This window comes from Acinetobacter sp. 25-47-130 (assembly GCF_056779705.1).
The window spans coordinates 356,926-372,480 of sequence record NZ_JBWYII010000001.1; the positions used below are offsets into that span (position 1 = coordinate 356,926).

15 protein-coding genes are annotated in these 15,555 nt (G+C 38.7%); 9 read left to right on the plus strand and 6 right to left on the minus strand.

The window, feature by feature from the left end; genetic code table 11:
* Positions 1–226: 226 nt before the first annotated feature.
* Together prfA and prmC are read left to right on the plus strand one after the other, a co-directional pair.
* Positions 227–1,315: a peptide chain release factor 1 gene (gene prfA, locus AC1M83_RS01730; RefSeq protein WP_035267080.1), complete on the plus strand. Its 1,089-nt coding sequence runs from the start codon at positions 227–229 to the stop codon at positions 1,313–1,315.
* Entirely contained in the window at positions 1,315–2,133 is an 819-nt protein-coding gene (gene prmC, locus AC1M83_RS01735; RefSeq protein ID WP_481589828.1) for a peptide chain release factor N(5)-glutamine methyltransferase, read from the plus strand. The genes prfA and prmC overlap by 1 nt, the downstream gene beginning before the upstream one ends.
* A 37-nt stretch (positions 2,134–2,170) precedes the next feature.
* Here prmC and AC1M83_RS01740 read toward each other — a convergent pair whose 3' ends face one another.
* The 3 genes from AC1M83_RS01740 to AC1M83_RS01750 all read right to left on the minus strand — a co-directional run bounded on the left by AC1M83_RS01740 (position 2,171) and on the right by AC1M83_RS01750 (position 4,607).
* Positions 2,171–2,989 carry an ABC transporter permease gene (locus AC1M83_RS01740; protein ID WP_481589829.1) on the minus strand — a complete coding sequence of 273 codons (819 nt, stop codon included), beginning with the start codon at positions 2,987–2,989 and terminating at the stop codon, positions 2,171–2,173.
* Positions 2,989–3,939, minus strand: coding sequence for an aliphatic sulfonate ABC transporter substrate-binding protein (locus AC1M83_RS01745; protein WP_481590054.1), 951 nt, complete (start codon positions 3,937–3,939; stop codon positions 2,989–2,991). Before AC1M83_RS01745 ends, AC1M83_RS01740 begins: the two co-directional genes overlap by 1 nt.
* A gap of 314 nt (positions 3,940–4,253) precedes the next feature.
* A complete protein-coding gene (locus AC1M83_RS01750; RefSeq protein ID WP_180027646.1) occupies positions 4,254–4,607 on the minus strand; it encodes a hypothetical protein in 354 nt (117 codons plus the stop codon).
* Between the two features lie 282 nt (positions 4,608–4,889).
* Between AC1M83_RS01750 and AC1M83_RS01755 the strand changes: the two genes are divergently transcribed.
* Positions 4,890–5,654, plus strand: a complete 765-nt coding sequence (locus tag AC1M83_RS01755) for a 3-hydroxyacyl-CoA dehydrogenase (RefSeq protein WP_481589830.1) — start codon at positions 4,890–4,892, stop codon at positions 5,652–5,654.
* A gap of 58 nt (positions 5,655–5,712) precedes the next feature.
* Here the strand turns inward: AC1M83_RS01755 and AC1M83_RS01760 are convergent, their stop codons facing one another.
* Complete coding sequence (locus AC1M83_RS01760) at positions 5,713–6,639, minus strand: N-acetylmuramoyl-L-alanine amidase (RefSeq protein ID WP_481589831.1); 927 nt, start codon at positions 6,637–6,639, stop codon at positions 5,713–5,715.
* A gap of 239 nt (positions 6,640–6,878) precedes the next feature.
* Here AC1M83_RS01760 and AC1M83_RS01765 point away from each other — a divergent pair, with 239 nt between their 5' ends.
* The 5 genes from AC1M83_RS01765 (at position 6,879) to AC1M83_RS01785 (ending at position 10,602) form a co-directional block, all read left to right on the plus strand.
* The gene (locus AC1M83_RS01765) at positions 6,879–7,658 is read left to right on the plus strand and encodes a HesA/MoeB/ThiF family protein (protein WP_481589832.1); all 780 of its coding nucleotides are present in this window, start codon (positions 6,879–6,881) and stop codon (positions 7,656–7,658) included.
* 39 nt (positions 7,659–7,697) lie between these two features.
* Positions 7,698–8,996 (plus strand): ABC1 kinase family protein, encoded by a 1,299-nt coding sequence (locus AC1M83_RS01770; protein ID WP_481589833.1) that lies wholly within the window; start codon positions 7,698–7,700, stop codon positions 8,994–8,996.
* 118 nt (positions 8,997–9,114) lie between these two features.
* Positions 9,115–9,495: a dihydroneopterin aldolase gene (gene folB / locus AC1M83_RS01775; RefSeq protein WP_481589834.1), complete on the plus strand. Its 381-nt coding sequence runs from the start codon at positions 9,115–9,117 to the stop codon at positions 9,493–9,495.
* Positions 9,452–9,907, plus strand: coding sequence for a 2-amino-4-hydroxy-6-hydroxymethyldihydropteridine diphosphokinase (locus tag AC1M83_RS01780; RefSeq protein WP_481589835.1), 456 nt, complete (start codon positions 9,452–9,454; stop codon positions 9,905–9,907). The genes folB and AC1M83_RS01780 overlap by 44 nt, the downstream gene beginning before the upstream one ends.
* Positions 9,908–10,053: 146 nt before the next feature.
* Complete coding sequence (locus AC1M83_RS01785) at positions 10,054–10,602, plus strand: DUF2799 domain-containing protein (RefSeq protein ID WP_481589836.1); 549 nt, start codon at positions 10,054–10,056, stop codon at positions 10,600–10,602.
* A 28-nt stretch (positions 10,603–10,630) separates the two neighbouring features.
* Here the strand turns inward: AC1M83_RS01785 and coq7 are convergent, their stop codons facing one another.
* Both coq7 and AC1M83_RS01795 read right to left on the minus strand, forming a co-directional pair.
* On the minus strand, positions 10,631–11,266 hold the full coding sequence (coq7, locus tag AC1M83_RS01790) for a 2-polyprenyl-3-methyl-6-methoxy-1,4-benzoquinone monooxygenase (RefSeq protein WP_481589837.1): 636 nt from the start codon (positions 11,264–11,266) through the stop codon (positions 10,631–10,633).
* Positions 11,267–11,270: 4 nt separating this feature from the next.
* Positions 11,271–12,590, minus strand: a complete 1,320-nt coding sequence (locus tag AC1M83_RS01795) for an MFS transporter (RefSeq protein WP_481589838.1) — start codon at positions 12,588–12,590, stop codon at positions 11,271–11,273.
* A gap of 176 nt (positions 12,591–12,766) precedes the next feature.
* Between AC1M83_RS01795 and AC1M83_RS01800 the strand changes: the two genes are divergently transcribed.
* Positions 12,767–15,523 (plus strand): autotransporter assembly complex protein TamA, encoded by a 2,757-nt coding sequence (locus AC1M83_RS01800; protein ID WP_481589839.1) that lies wholly within the window; start codon positions 12,767–12,769, stop codon positions 15,521–15,523.
* Positions 15,524–15,555: the final 32 nt, after the last annotated feature.

Genomic DNA, 15,555 nt, shown 5'->3' on the forward strand with positions numbered 1-15,555 from the left:
AACTATGGAGAGTTGATTCAGTAAACATTTTTTAAACTTGGCAGTTATGGAGCTAATTTTTGATTATCCATTAATTGAGTGTGACAAGGATCGAAAAATGGTTTTGCAAAGTCATTCTATATAAATATGTTAATTGAATGTCAGAGTCGTTAAACTACTCGCAATTTTAGAAATATTAATTTAAGGCAGTCCTTAAGTTAATCCAGTATTAGAGATTTTATTTAACATGAAAGAATCGTTACGTTTACGATTAGACCAACTTTGTGATCGTCATGAAGAATTAGAAGCGCTATTGGCTGATGTTGAAGTCATTTCCGACAATAAGCGTTTCCGTAATTTGTCACGTGAACACAATGATTTGACTGAAATCACCACTGTTTGGAAAAAATATACCCAAGCGGAAGAAGATATTGTAACGGCTGAAGCAATGTTGTCAGATCCTGACTTTAAGGAAATGGCACAAGAAGAAATTAAAGAAAATAAAGCATTAATTGAATCTTTAGAGGCAGAATTGAATATTCTGATGATTCCGAAAGATCCAAATGATGCGAACTCTGCATATCTGGAAGTACGTGCAGGGACAGGTGGCGATGAAGCTGCGATTTTCTCTGGTGATTTATTCCGTATGTACAGTAAATATGCTGAATCACAGGGTTGGCGTGTCGAAATCCTTTCTGAAAATGAAGGTGAACATGGCGGTTACAAAGAAATTATTTGCTTAATTAATGGTGAAGGTGTTTACGGACGCTTAAAGTTTGAAAGCGGTGCTCATCGAGTTCAGCGTGTTCCTGCAACTGAATCGCAAGGTCGAGTTCATACGTCAGCTTGTACCGTTGCAATTCTTCCTGAAATTGATGTTGATACTACTGTAGATATTAACCCTTCAGACTTGCGTATTGATACTTATCGTGCATCTGGGGCGGGTGGTCAGCACGTTAATAAAACGGATTCTGCTGTGCGAATCACCCATATTCCGACAGGTACTGTTGTTGAATGTCAGGAAGAGCGTTCACAACATAAGAACAAAGCAAAGGCAATGGCATTATTGGCATCTCGTCTTGAGAATGCTAAACGTGCAGCAGCTGATGCTGCGACATCTGAAATGCGCCGTGATTTGGTGGGTTCAGGTGATCGTTCAGAACGTATTCGTACCTATAATTATCCTCAGGGTCGTATGACTGATCATCGTATTAACTTAACTTTATATAAGTTGGATGCAGTGATGGAGGGAGATTTAACTGAGCTTTTAGATAGCTTACATCGTGAATATCAAGCGGATCAATTGGCAATGCTTGCACAGCAGAATGGTGGTTAATGAACATTCAACAAGCGCTTGCACTGCGTGGTGAGCCTGAAAGTTATGAGCGTCAAGAAAATGCTTGGTTGCTCGAACATATCACTAAAATCGATTCATTCGATTTGGTGATGAAGAAGGATAAAGAGCTCACTGCAGATCAAGAGCAGGCGTATCGAGAGGCGATTGCTCGGATTAAAGCAGGTGAGCCTTTAGCTTATGTCACAGGTTCGCAACCTTTTTGGACATTGGACTTAAAAGTGACGTCCGATACGTTGGTGCCTAGACCAGACACCGAAGTTTTGGTGGAGACAGTTTTAAAGTTAGAGTTGCCTGAGGATGCGCGCGTTGTAGATTTAGGAACTGGGACAGGCGCCATTGCATTGTCACTCGCTTCCGAACGTCCTAATTGGTCTTTAACAGCAACCGATATTTATGAGCCTACATTGGAAGTCGCTAAATTTAATGCTGAGCAACATGACTTAGATCAGGTTCAATTTGTACTAGGCAGTTGGTTAAAACCGTTTGGGCGTCAATTTTTTGATGTCATTGTATCTAATCCGCCTTATATTGATCCAGCAGATGAACATATGCACAATTTGGCGACCGAGCCTCAACGTGCATTAATCTCTGATAAAAAAGGTTTAGCTGATCTTGAGCAAATTATTTTGCAAGCCAAGAAGCATCTGACTGTTGAAGGTTGGGTGGTACTTGAACATGGATATAATCAAGCAGACGCTGTTCAGCATCTATTCCGTCAAGCAGGGTATAAGAAAGTGAGAACCGTTAAAGATTATGGTGGTAACGATCGCGTGACTTTAGCACAATGGCCTCATTAGAAATAAAAAAGCGACTTTAGGTCGCTTTTTTATTGATTCATCTTTTGATGACATCACGCCATAACAATAATTTTGATTCAAATACTTTCATTATGGTATCAGTAATTTTCCCCAATATTGCCAATAAAATAATAGCAATGATCACAATATCTGGACGCGATGTTTCACGTCCATCACTTAATAAATATCCAATACCTTGCGTTGCTGCAATGAGTTCAGCGGCAATCATAAACATCCAAGCTAAACTCAAACTATTGCGCAAGCCTGTAAGGATAGATGGAGAAGCTGCGGGTAAAACGATTTGGTAGATTTGTTGCCATCGATTCAGTCTATACACTTGAGCCAACTCAATCAATTCTCGCTCGACACCATGAATACCAGCCACAGTATTGGTATAGGTTGGAAAAAAAGCACCAATCGCAATGAGGGTGATTTTTGAGGATTCATCAATACCAAGCCATAACAAAAGGAGAGGAATCCACGCAAGACTAGGAATTGACTTAATTGCAGAAAAGGTCGGTTCAATAAACTCTTCTGCATGGCGATTGAGCCCAACCAAAACTGCAAAAAATAGTGCTAAACCACTACCAATAGCAAACCCTAAAAACACTCGCCATGTACTTGCCCAAATATGTTGACCTAAATCATTCTGAGCAAGTTCTTGTAGGGAAACAAATAAGCTACTTGGAGCAGGTAGCAGATAAGGTTCAACTACACCACCTCGAACCAAAATTTCACACAGCAGTACCAGTAATACAGGGAGGAAAATACCTTTCAACCATTTATTCCCTTTTGTCGACAGTTGTGAATGGACATCGCTATTCCGATGTTCAATCGCTTTTTCACTGATCGCCATTATTTTGTCACCACTTTTTGAGCGAATGAGGCATTAAATAACTGTTGAACAACTTGATTTACATTTGTTCCTTTACGAACTAAGTCTTCTTCAGTCAAGATTTTGCCGGATTTTTGTAGTGCATTAATGTGTTGGGCTTTAGGAATGTTTTGATTAAAGTCAGTACGCTGAAGCTGAAGTTTTGCAACCTCTAAAGGTAGTTTAGCTTCAGTGGCGAGTAACTGCGCCAGTTTATCTGGATTGGCTTTTGCCCATTTACGTGCTTGCTCATACGCTTTAATTACGGCTTCAATTGCTTCTGGGCTAGATCGAGTAAATGGCTCTTTGACGCTTAACACGCTATAACTATTAAAGCCTACATTACGATAAAGCAGTTTTGCACCCGACTGAACTTGAGCTGATGCCATCAAAGGGTCTAAGCCAGCCCAAGCATCCACTTGTTTACGTTCTAACGCCGTTTTGCCATCTGGATGTTGCAAATGAACAAGCTGTACATCTTTTTTATTCAATCCAACGGTATCTAAAGCTTGTAGCGTAAATAAAAATGGGTCAGTTCCTTTTGTTGCGGCAATTTTTTTACCTTTTAGATCTTTTAAGGATTTAATCGGGGAGTCTTTTGGCACGACTAAAGCTGTCCATTCAGGTTGGCTTTGGATATAAACTGTTTTAACAGGGCTACCATTGGCACGACTTAATACAGCGGCAAGACCAGCAGTTGAAGCAAAATCAACACTGCCGCTATTGAGATATTCTAAGGAGCGATTACTGCCTTGACTAAATACCCATTTGATTTTGGTATTGGGTAAAGCCTTTTCTAATAGCTTTTGATTTTTAACCACTAAGCTCGTAGGAGCATAATAGGCATAATCCAGTTTGATTTCCTTAGGAAGTGCGGCATTGGCTCCACTATGAACAACAATAATTGCTAAACCCAATAGACCTAATTTCAATGGAGATATTGATTTCTTCACTAAAGTACCTGATTTAATTCGCTAAATTTTCGATATAAATAGCCTTTCAGGTGATTTGTGGCAAAAAAGAAAATGAGATATTAAAAGAATAAATTTTGATAAAGTTAAAATTATGAGTTAACACATTGAAATCAAATCAATATTTTATAAATATTGTGGTTTTGTGAAAATATAGTGATTTATCAGAACTTTATATAAATTAATGCAATGAGATGAAGGTCACATAATTTAATATAGCAAGGCTAAGAGTGAAAATGAGACCAAACCATATCAGCTTGATCTCAATACTCACATTATACGAAATACTCAGTTGAAATATCGCTCACTTCAAGAAGGTCTAATGAGTCTGACTCCAAAGCCAAGCATAGCGCTACTACCTTTAAAGTGTCCGAAATTTTTGAAGCATCTTTTAACGCAATACCAGATTTCAGTTCATTAAGACGCTCAGTTGAAATATCTAATGCAAGTGCAGTTTCACTTGCATCTTGAGTGTCTAGGAATTGATTGATTGCATTTTTTAAATCTATTTCAGATGCATTCAGAATGCTCATTTGAAGCTGCTCTGTAATTTGATCTGAATCTTGATTAAGTGCATGGGGGAAAGTTTGAGCAAAATTTTGCTCTAAGACATCGATCATTTTAAACATGATTGAACCTTTAGGAGATATGGCAAAATGCCGAAATGAATAAGATTAAAATAGTCTAAATATTAGCCGAATTCAAAAGAATAACGATGACTGTATGGTTTTTAAATCATGTCATTAAGGCAAAAAAAATTGTCATGGGTGATTTATTTTTATATAAAATAAATATTAAATTATATCTATTTTGAATTATTTATACCAATTGGTCACTGAATAAATTGAATCCGTATTGGAGGAAGATTACCCTAAAGCCAACCTAAAACTAAAAAAAGGATAATGAGATTTATGAATATTCAAGGAAAAGTGATTGTTGTTACAGGTGGCGCTTCTGGGTTAGGTGCGGCGACAGCAGCTTATCTTCAACAGCAGGGTGCTCGAGTCGTAATTGTTGATATGAATGCATCTTTGGGCGAGCAGAAGGGTCAAGAAATTGGTGCAGAATTTATTCAACTAGATGTAACTGATGAAAAAGCAGTTGAATCATTCTTTGCACACATACAAGAAAAATATGGACAATTAAATGGTTTAATCAACTGTGCTGGTATTGCACCATCAGCTAAAGTGCTTGGTCGTGATGGCCTGCATGCCTTAGATATGTTCCAAACAGTGCTGAATATCAACGTCAGTGGAACCTTTAATATGTTGCGATATGCTGCGCAATTAATGTCACAGTATACGCTTTCGGGGGAAGAGGAAGAACGTGGTGTCATTGTGAACACGGCTTCAGTTGCTGCTTTTGATGGTCAAATTGGTCAAGCTGCATATTCTGCATCTAAGGGCGCTGTTGTTGGTATGACTTTACCATTGGCGCGTGAGTTAGCACGTGAAAAGATCCGTGTTATGACTATTGCGCCAGGAATCATGGAAACCCCGATGCTCAAAGGTCTTCCGCAAAATGTGCAGGATGCATTGGGACAGATGGTTCCATTCCCACCACGTTTAGCCAAACCTGAAGAATTTGCGAAACTGGTTGGACATATCTTTGAAAATTCGTATTTAAATGGTGAAGTGATTCGATTGGATGGCGCAATTCGTATGGCGCCAAAATAATATATGAAAATCAGTTTAGTCTTCACTTAAATAGACGACTAAACTGATCTCAGATGTTTTATGGTGAAATCGCCGGGCGAGCTACATTTCGATACTTCTCAAGTAATGCATCAAGGCGGGCTACAGTTTCAATATCCGCGAAACCATCATATTTCTCAGGATAAAAATGCATTTGGAATGCGGATACAACATTTTGAGTGACTTGATCGTATTGACCAGTGACAGGAATGTTATATCCGTATAATGCCAATTTGCTTTGTAACGAAGCAATATCATTCTTCCAAGGATGATAGGTACGATAATAATTTACAGTGTCGTTATCGTACCAAGCACCAATGTTGTAGTCTTCATATAAACGTTTCCAAGGAAATAGCGGACCTGGATCAAATTTGCGACCTGGAGAAATATCACTGTGCCCCAAAATTCGGTCGGGTCTGATGTCGTATTTTTTAGTAATTTTTAAAATAATATCCGCAAGGACTTCGATTTGTTGTTTTGATGAAAATGGATACCATCGACGTTGCATCAAAGGGAGTTGTTCATCATCTGCAGGGAAACCAAGATTCTCAATTTCAATTCCGATACTCGAGGCATTCAAACTGCTGTTGGTCTGCCAAGAACTCGCGCCAGCATGCCAAGCTCTTTTATCATCAGGCACAAGACGGTACACAGTAAATTTACCATTGGTTGGTAATTCGGGTACAAAATAGTGACTACTGGCAGGGAAATTAGGATCTTTAAACAAAGCCAATGTTTCGTCTTTAGATACTGCTGTGTAGTGCAGAATCAAGAACATTTGTCGATTGTCTTGATTGGGTGAAGTATTCTCTTCGTCCAGATCATAAAGCGTGCTTTCTATATATTCTGGCTGGGTATCCGAACCTTGATTGACGTATGTAATGTTGGTGATCTTTTCATCTTTACATGCCGTCAGGAATAAACTCGAAACTAATAATGTAGCGAGTGCAAAAAAATTTTTATTCATAAGTATGACTGTCATTTATTGGAGTTAGATGTTTTTAAAATCAATTGCTAGTGAAGCAATTATTGAGATTATGTTTATTAATAGTAAAAATAAAATAAGAAAAATTAAACAAACCTATTCGAATTGTAACAATAAGGTACAGATCTTCTAGGGTAAAAATTATCTTCACAATTGTATGAATAGACTGCTTATTTATTCGGTATCATAGGCTTATACAAGCATGTAATCAGGGTGTTTAGGTGAGTGATAGCATTGAACTGAGTGATGTTGAGCTACAGTTGTACGCAAGACAAATATTACTAGAGGATTGGGATATTGATGCTCAAGAAAGATTAAAGCTGTCCAATGTGCTCATTATTGGTTGTGGTGGAATAGGGTGTTTGACTGCAGAGTTATTGGCGAGAGCAGGCGTAGGTAAATTGACACTCATCGATGCTGATACTGTAGAAATCAGTAATTTACAGCGACAAATTGCCTTTGATCATCATGATGTGGGTTTTTACAAAGCTGAAGTGTTAGCCAAGAAAATTTCTCAAATTAATCCTTATATTAAGATTGAATACATCAATACTAAATTTGATTTTAATAATGCTGCCGCACTGATTACACAGCAAGATCTTGTGTTAGATGGTTGTGACAATTTTGAAACCCGTTATTTGGTCAATCAAATGTGTAAGGATGCGAATGTTCCACTCATCAGTGCTTCTGCGATTGGTTTGCAGGGGCAGTTATTTATGGTGGATGGTGAATCAGCGTGTTATGAATGTCTTTTTCCCAAAGAAGATCATACAGATGAGAGTTTAAGGTGTGCAGATTCAGGAGTTTTAGCAACAACTCCTAACATGATGGCAAGTATGCAAGCACATCATGCGCTATTATATCTGGGGTTAAATTTAACACCATTAAAACAGAAGATCCTTCTATGGAATGGAATGAACATGCAACAGCGAATTTTGAATTTTGACAAGGATAAAGAATGTCAAATCTGTCACAGCAGTCAATCCGCAAAGACAATTTAATTTGCTACACTCAACATATCGAAATTTAATATCGACATTATGAAAAATAATATTTGGTTAGATGGTTTACGCTCAGTGGCCCGTGTAGGTGAAACTGCGGTCATTGCTGCGCGAGCAGGGATTAAATACGCGACAGAAAAACCGAGTAATGCGAAATTAATGCGCGAAACTTTCGAGTCACTTGGTTCAACGTATATTAAGTTGGGACAGTTTATTGCCAGCACGCCTTCATTATTTCCACGTGAATATGTTGAGGAATTTCAAGGGTGTTTAGATCAGACACCTAAACTCCCATTTAGCTATATTGAAAGTGTCTTGAATGCTGAGTTTGAAGGTCGTGATTTAGGTGAAATTTTCGCATCTATTGATGAAACGCCATTAGCTTCTGCTTCGATCGCACAAGTGCATGCTGCTAAATTGGTGAGCGGCGAAGATGTCGTGATCAAAGTCCAAAAACCTGGTGTTGAAACCATCCTTTATACGGATTTAAATGTCCTGCATTGGGCGACCAAGATTCTAGAGAAGGCAGTTCCTAAAGTTAAATTTGCTTCACTTGCGGATATTGTTGAAGAAATCAAAACACGTATGGTTCGTGAAGTTGATTTTATTGAAGAAGCAAAAAATATTGATGATTTTGTTAATTATCTGCACATTACTCAAAATACCAAAGCGACTGCACCAAAGGTATATCATCAATATTCAACACGCCGTGTCCTGACAATGCAGCGTCTGTATGGCGTGCCGTTGACGGATTTCGATGTGGTTCGTCAAGTTTCCAAAGACCCATCACAGGTTCTGATTACTGCCATGAACACATGGTTTGGTAGTTTGATGATGTGTGAAAGTTTCCATGCAGATTTACATGCAGGCAACCTCATGCTTTTGGATGATGGTCGCATTGGATTCATTGATTTTGGTATTGTGGGACAATTAAAGCCTGAAGTATGGACGGCATGTATTGCTTTCATGGATGCATTGCAAAATACCAATTATCCATTGATGGCAGAAAATATGCTGAAAATGGGCATGACTAATACGCAAATTGATACAACAGTTTTGGCAAACGATTTAGAACGATTATTCAGTGGCGTGCTCTCCGCTGATCCTCAGCAAATTCTGTCATCTAATCCAGCCGACTTAAATGACATCATGATGGATATGGTGGCTGTAGGTGAGCGTCATGGCATCCGTTTCCCACGGGATTTCGCATTGCTGTTTAAACAAATGCTTTATTTTGATCGTTTTATGAGAATTCTTGCGCCGTACACTGATATTTATGCAGATCAGCGCTTACAAATGGTACAAACAATCGATCCTAATCTTTTGTTGAAACATTAAATCTTAAACAAGTGTTAAAATATCACAGCAAATCCTCAATAGAAGAGGATTTGCTTTTATCGCCTCCCGTCAAGCGTGCTATCACTGTTTGATAGTTTACAAAAGGTCATGATTGAAGATGGATTCCATATTAATTGAAGGATTGAAAGTTGAAACAGTCATCGGATGTTTTGACTGGGAACGGCAAATCATTCAACCATTATTGCTTGATCTTCATATTGCGACTGATTTAGAGCAGGCATCAAATTCAGATCTTCTCGCTGATACTTTAAATTATGCTGAAATTTGTGAAATCGCGACTCAGACGATTCAAAAAGCTCAACCTGAATTAATTGAATTTGCTGCAAAAATTGTCCTCAAAGCTTTGTTTGAACAATATCCAGCAATTGAGTCTATCCAAATTACTGTGCGTAAGCCTGCTATTATTCCACAAGCCAATTCAGTAGGAATTCGTCTTGAAAGACACCGTAATGATTTATGCGCTAGCATTGGCGAGTAATAGCCAACCGCACAATCATCTGGTGAATGCATTAAAACAAATTGCGTCATTGGGATGTATTACGCGTTCTCCTATCTATGTCATACCTTGTCGAGATGGTGTTGGACAAGATTATTGGAATGCTGCATGTTTATTAGAATCAAAGCGGCAAGTCAATGAAATTACCAATCTTTTAAAAGCGCTGGAAAAAGCTTCTGGTCGAGTCCGTCCGTCACATGATATTTCTTTGGATGTAGATCTCATTGCATGGGGAAATACGCTCCAAAATATGCAATTTAATCCAAAAAAAATGCCATTAGCCTTAGATGTTAAAATTCCAATGTTTGATATTTGGGAAAATCCATTATTTGAGCATGAAGCGCATCATTTTCCTCAAGTGTCACTAGATGGTTCATTTTCTAAAATAGGATGAGTTTCGCCGAATAGTCCATCGGTAGCATTGATCAAATATGTCTTTGATACGGAAATAGGCTGTGATGTAACAATAATCAGCTTCTTTTAAATGGACTAATTTTTATAATACGCCACTTCAAAATAAATAAGCTCCATATCAAGAAGATGTATAAAATCATTGTGTTAAGCGCAATTTTGGCGTTCCTCTCAGGTTGTGCAACGCTTTCCCCTCAAGAGTGTCGAACTGCTCAATGGTCGGAAATAGGTGAAAAAGATGGAAGCAGTGGTTATTCGAATCGCATTGTTAAACATCAAAAAGCCTGTTCAAAAGTGAATATTGAACCTGATCACAAGTTATATGAAAAAGGTTACCAACTTGGGCTTCGTTCATATTGTCAACCCGAAGTTATTTTCGATGGAGCTTTGGATGGAAGAGGTGGGTATAGGGTTTGTCCATCAGAGTTACATGCCCAATTAGCACCCTTTTATAATGTGGCCGATCAGTACTATCGTTCTAAGAAAGACAAAGATGCTAAAGATAAAGAAATTGAAACTTATCGAGACTACTTACTGGATGACAAAATCACCAAAGAAAAGCGGGAAGAGTATCTTAAGAAAATAAAGTCCTTAAAGCAGGATAAATTGCGGTTAGATTTGAATTTCAATCATGCTGAGCGTGAATTAAATAAGTTTAGACGATTCCATCATCTATAAAAAATGCGGCCCATGAGCCGCGTTTTTTTTAAATATAATAACTTGTTTTGGTCATGAGTTTGGATATACCCGTCATTGCGATTTTGACCGCAGCTGGTAATTCCACACCACCTGCATTTAGTGCAGTATCTCGATGTTGAAGTTCATCCTGATTCATCTGTTTCAAAATTTGACGAGAGCGTTCATCATGCGGTGGGAGTTGGTCAAGATGGTGTTGCAAATGCAGACTCACTTGGCGTTCAGTTTCTGCAACGAAGCCTAAACTGTATTTGTCACCAGCAATACCTGCAATCGCACCCATACCAAAAGAAAGACCATACCATACAGGATTGAGTAGACTTGTATGACTATCTAACTCTTTTAAACGATCTTCACACCATGCTAAATGATCTTGTTCTTCAATCGCGGCATGCTCCATTTCACGACGAACATTAGGCAATTTAGCTGTCAATGCTTGACCGTGATAAAGCGCTTGAGCGCAGACTTCACCACTGTGATTAACACGCATGAGTCCAGCAACATGCCTTGCTTCACTCACTGCGAGATGAGTCTCTGCTTGACTTGCTGGATTTTCACGTTGTGAGGTGGTGGTGCCTGGTACCAAACTACGCAGTGCTTGATCAAATGAATGGATAAATTTATCTAGACCTGTGTAGTGACGCATAACCTTAATCCTCTAAATCAATTTGAGCATTTTTTAACATTGGTTTTAAGCGTGTTAATAACCAAATCGTGTACAGAGCACTCAATATTGCTGTAATACCGAATAGAATCTTAATATCAATACTTAAGATACTTAAAATAATAATGGAGAATATAGCAGAAGACACCATGAATACTGCATTCATAATGTTATTAGCAGCCACTACGCGAGCACGATGTGAACACGGTGAATAGGCTTGCATCATGGCATACAGCGGAACAATATAAAAACCACCACTGATCCCCAATAAAGTAACTGCAATCATCACATGATAATAAATCATACCAGAATTAAACATGTCTGATATGCCAATAAAATCTCCAGTCCTTTCAGGAACAAAGGCTAAACTTCCTGCTAAATAGAAGGCGAAAACGGTTAAGCCTACTGCACCAATAGGCACCATTTTAATATTGACCTCTGAGCCACCAATTTTTCGGCATAGCAATGAACCTACACCAATACCCACAGAAAAAAAGGTAAGGAGGAGGCTGACCACATTTTCATTGGCGTGTAGATTTTGCTGAGTCATTTGAGGAATTTGAGTTAAATAAGTCGCGCCGTAAAACCAATACCAAGAATTACCCAATAAAATGGTAAAGATGAGGGGTAAACTTTTTGCATAACGTATGGTTTGAAAACTGGTTCGAAAGAAATTCCAATCGACATTGATATGATTTTCACGGACTTTTTGTTTGACAATGAAGCGACTACAACTATAACCAAGTATCGCGATGGTCAAGACCGTCAGGCTGATCCAAACTAAGTTGCCTTCAGAGTTTGAAATCACTACACCACCCAAGATCATCCCCATCAATATTGCAATGGAAGTACCTGACTGAAATAAAGCATTACCCGACATCAATTCATTCGGTTTTAATATTTCAGGGAGAATGGCGTATTTAATCGGTCCGAAGAAGGTACTGTGAGTACCCATGAGGAACAATGCTAATAACAATAGCCATAAATTGCCGAGTAAAAATCCAGCAGTACCAATCAGCATAATCAAGATTTCAAGCAATTTGATATTACGAATCAAGAAAGAGCGTTCGTATTTGTCTGCAATTTGTCCTGCAGTCGCTGAAAAAATGAAGTAAGGTAGAATAAAGAGAAGTGCAGCTAGATTATTCAGTGTGCTTACGCTTGCGGTCTGTTGTTGAATCCAACCATAGGTAATGACAAGCAATAAGGATTGTTTAAAGACATTATCGTTTAAGGCTCCAAAAAATTGAGTCAAAAACATAGGTAAAAAACGGCGCGAACTCAGTAGATGCTCTTGTTTTTGCATGACAATTCAGCTTTTTTAAAAATTATTAAGAAATGTGATGATTTAGTAACAATATCGGAAAATCATGTATCATATTTTCATCCTAAAAATTTCGAAAATACTAGAAATTTGATTCAGTTAGCTTGAGTGAAAAATCCGTATTTTCTATTTAAAATATAAAGTATTCAGAGCGCAGTATGCCATCGAAAACACAATTTAAAAAATCATTACTTTCCCAATGTGTACAGCACACATGGATATCAAATGATATCAATAAATGGTTCTATGCAAGTGTTTTTTTAGGTGCTCTTTCTTCACCTGTGTTATTTGCAGCCGATACAGTGGTTTCAAGTCAGGAGCTTGAGCCTGCGACATCCGTACAAGCCATCGAAAATAATAAACAAAAAATAGAAAACGTTGCGCAGCAACAGGGATTGTCAAAAGAAAAAATTGAAAGTATTGATCAAAAAATAGATCAGTTGAGTGGGCAAGATGATTTTAATAGTTATGAAATGCTTCAGCAGCAAGAGCAATTGAGTCCACAAGAGCAATTCAAGCCGATAGAATTTGATGATTTGGAGTTGCTGCCTGAGGAGAGTGTGGACCCTCGACTTGCCAATGAAATTTTATCAGTCGCTGAAGAAGCCAAGCAGGAAGCGCAAAATTTCAGATCGGGATTGACGACTCCAGCCATTCAAGTACAAGATCTACCTGCGATTGACATTTCAGAGGCTGAGTTAACAAAAGCGCCAGTCAACATTGATCAGTTGATGCAAAATATTCAGTCTGATCGTCAGATTGAGGTGTCTGAAAATGTGGAAGGACGTTCATTATCCGTTCAAACCCAAGAACCTGAAAATAAAGAACCAGAAAAAGTAAATGTGTTTAAACGCATTTTCTACAAAATACGTCCTCCACGTCTTAATCAGCCCGCTGCTGTGCCACGTATTACCGCAGATGTTACGAGCGCACCTAAACCACTCGCGGACAATATCAAAGCAAAGTTATCATCATTCACTGTTGAGTCATTTTCAGATTTCAATGCTGCCGTCCCGCAACTCCGTAATATGACTGTCCAAGCTGCACAAGCCGTAGGTTATTACGATGCTGAATTTAAGTTTGAAAAAGTCAGTGATAACCGAGTGCGTGTCAATGTCACACCTCATAATCCAGTAGTGGTGCGAGAACAAAATATTGAATTTACTGGGCCTGGGCAGAATCTTGCTCAATTGCAAGTGATTCGAGTGCTTCCTGATTTGGAGGTGGGTGATATTTTCGATCATGGTAAATACGAAGCGACAAAAGCTCGAATCATTGAAGCGGCGAATAACAACGGTTTCTTTGATTATTATTGGCGAATGCACGATGTCATGTTGGCCCGCCCTCAAAATCAAGCAGATATAAATTTGAAGATGGAAACAGGTGAACGTTATAAGCTGGATGATGTGCAGTTTAGAATGAGTGATCCATCAAAAAAATTACCGATTCGTGAAGATATTTTAAGAACATTAGCTCCTTGGCAAGAAGGTGCAGACTTTACCGCATGGCGTGTAAATGTATTAGCCAACAACTTAACCAATTCACGTTATTTTAACTATAGCCTTGTTGACGCTGTTAAACCTGATCCAATTATTAAGCCGCTTGAACTCGCACCTGATTTGCAGGCTTTAGTGGATGAGCAAAAAATTGATCGAAGTTTATTAACAGGTCAAGAAAAGGCTGAACAACAGGCAAGTTCATCAGAAGAAGTCACGCAGAATGTGGCAGATGAAACTCAATTTGCGGGTGGAAATGAACGTCGTACTTTGCAAGAGCGTAATGATGCTGATAATCAAGCGCAAGCCAAGCAGGAAGAAACTGAGCGTTTACAAGCCTTAGCACGTGAAGAGAAAAAAATCCCTGTCATCGTGACATTGAATGCGGATAAATTGAATAGTGTTGAAGCGGGTATTGGTTATGGTACTGATACAGGTGTGCGCTTACGAAGTCAGTACCGCCGTTCTATTGTGAATGATCGTGGTCATTCGTTTGATGCAAACTTAGAGTTGTCACAAGTCAGACAATCAATTGATGGTCGTTATAATATTCCATATAAACACCCATTAAATGATTATGTCAGTCTAGTTGGTGGTTACGAGCGTGAAGATCGTGATGAAATTGGGAATGGATTAAATCTCATTGTGGAATCCGCCGTTGCCGGAGCTGACAGAATTATTAAAGGTGCGCGTCGTGATTGGCAGCATATTTTTGGTGTGCGTTATCGTCTAGATCGTATGACGATTGAAGGTGATATTCCTGAGACACTTGACCCAGATACCAATTGGGATGAAATCCCAGAGTTTGTCGTTGCAACGGGTAATGATGAGCAGCAATCTTTATTACTTGGTTATGAAGCCACTAAAGTCACCAGTGATAATCGATTAAATCCGACAAAAGGATTTAAACAAAACTACAAAATCCAATTGGGGAGTGAAAGCCTGCTATCCGATGCTGATATGGCGATTGTAAATGCGAACTGGAAATTTTTATATTCATTAGGCAGTAACAATGATCATCAATTCATTGGTGGGGCAAACCTCGGTTATATCATCACAGAAGATTTTCAAAAAGTGCCCTATAACTTGAGATTCTTTGAAGGGGGTGACCAAAGTCTACGAGGCTTTGACTATAAGAGTTTGTCCCCTGTGGAATTTGGATATAAAGTCGGAGGTCAAGCGCGTGCGATTGGGACTTTAGAGTACAATTACCAATTTAAAGAAGGCTGGCGCGCCGCGTTATTTAGTGATTTTGGTAATGCTTATGATGAAAAATTTACCAATGATACTGAATATAGCATAGGAGCAGGAATCCGCTGGAACTCTCCAATTGGTCCAATTCGTCTAGATGTGGCATCGGGGATATCTGATCCTGGTAAACCGATTCGTCTACATTTCTTTATCGGGCCGCAACTTTAATATTTAAGATAATAAAAGTACTCAAACATTTT

Bases quoted from the DNA above. Each gene is read 5' to 3' on its own strand.
- prfA (WP_035267080.1), top strand. From the start codon at position 227: ATGAAAGAATCGTTACGTTTACGATTAGACCAACTTTGTGATCGTCAT.
- prmC (WP_481589828.1), top strand. From the start codon at position 1,315: ATGAACATTCAACAAGCGCTTGCACTGCGTGGTGAGCCTGAAAGTTAT.
- AC1M83_RS01740 (WP_481589829.1), bottom strand. From the start codon at position 2,989: ATGGCGATCAGTGAAAAAGCGATTGAACATCGGAATAGCGATGTCCAT.
- AC1M83_RS01750 (WP_180027646.1), bottom strand. From the start codon at position 4,607: ATGTTTAAAATGATCGATGTCTTAGAGCAAAATTTTGCTCAAACTTTC.
- AC1M83_RS01755 (WP_481589830.1), top strand. From the start codon at position 4,890: ATGAATATTCAAGGAAAAGTGATTGTTGTTACAGGTGGCGCTTCTGGG.
- AC1M83_RS01760 (WP_481589831.1), bottom strand. From the start codon at position 6,639: ATGAATAAAAATTTTTTTGCACTCGCTACATTATTAGTTTCGAGTTTA.
- AC1M83_RS01770 (WP_481589833.1), top strand. From the start codon at position 7,698: ATGAAAAATAATATTTGGTTAGATGGTTTACGCTCAGTGGCCCGTGTA.
- folB (WP_481589834.1), top strand. From the start codon at position 9,115: ATGGATTCCATATTAATTGAAGGATTGAAAGTTGAAACAGTCATCGGA.
- AC1M83_RS01785 (WP_481589836.1), top strand. From the start codon at position 10,054: ATGTATAAAATCATTGTGTTAAGCGCAATTTTGGCGTTCCTCTCAGGT.
- coq7 (WP_481589837.1), bottom strand. From the start codon at position 11,266: ATGCGTCACTACACAGGTCTAGATAAATTTATCCATTCATTTGATCAA.
- AC1M83_RS01795 (WP_481589838.1), bottom strand. From the start codon at position 12,590: ATGCAAAAACAAGAGCATCTACTGAGTTCGCGCCGTTTTTTACCTATG.
- AC1M83_RS01800 (WP_481589839.1), top strand. From the start codon at position 12,767: ATGCCATCGAAAACACAATTTAAAAAATCATTACTTTCCCAATGTGTA.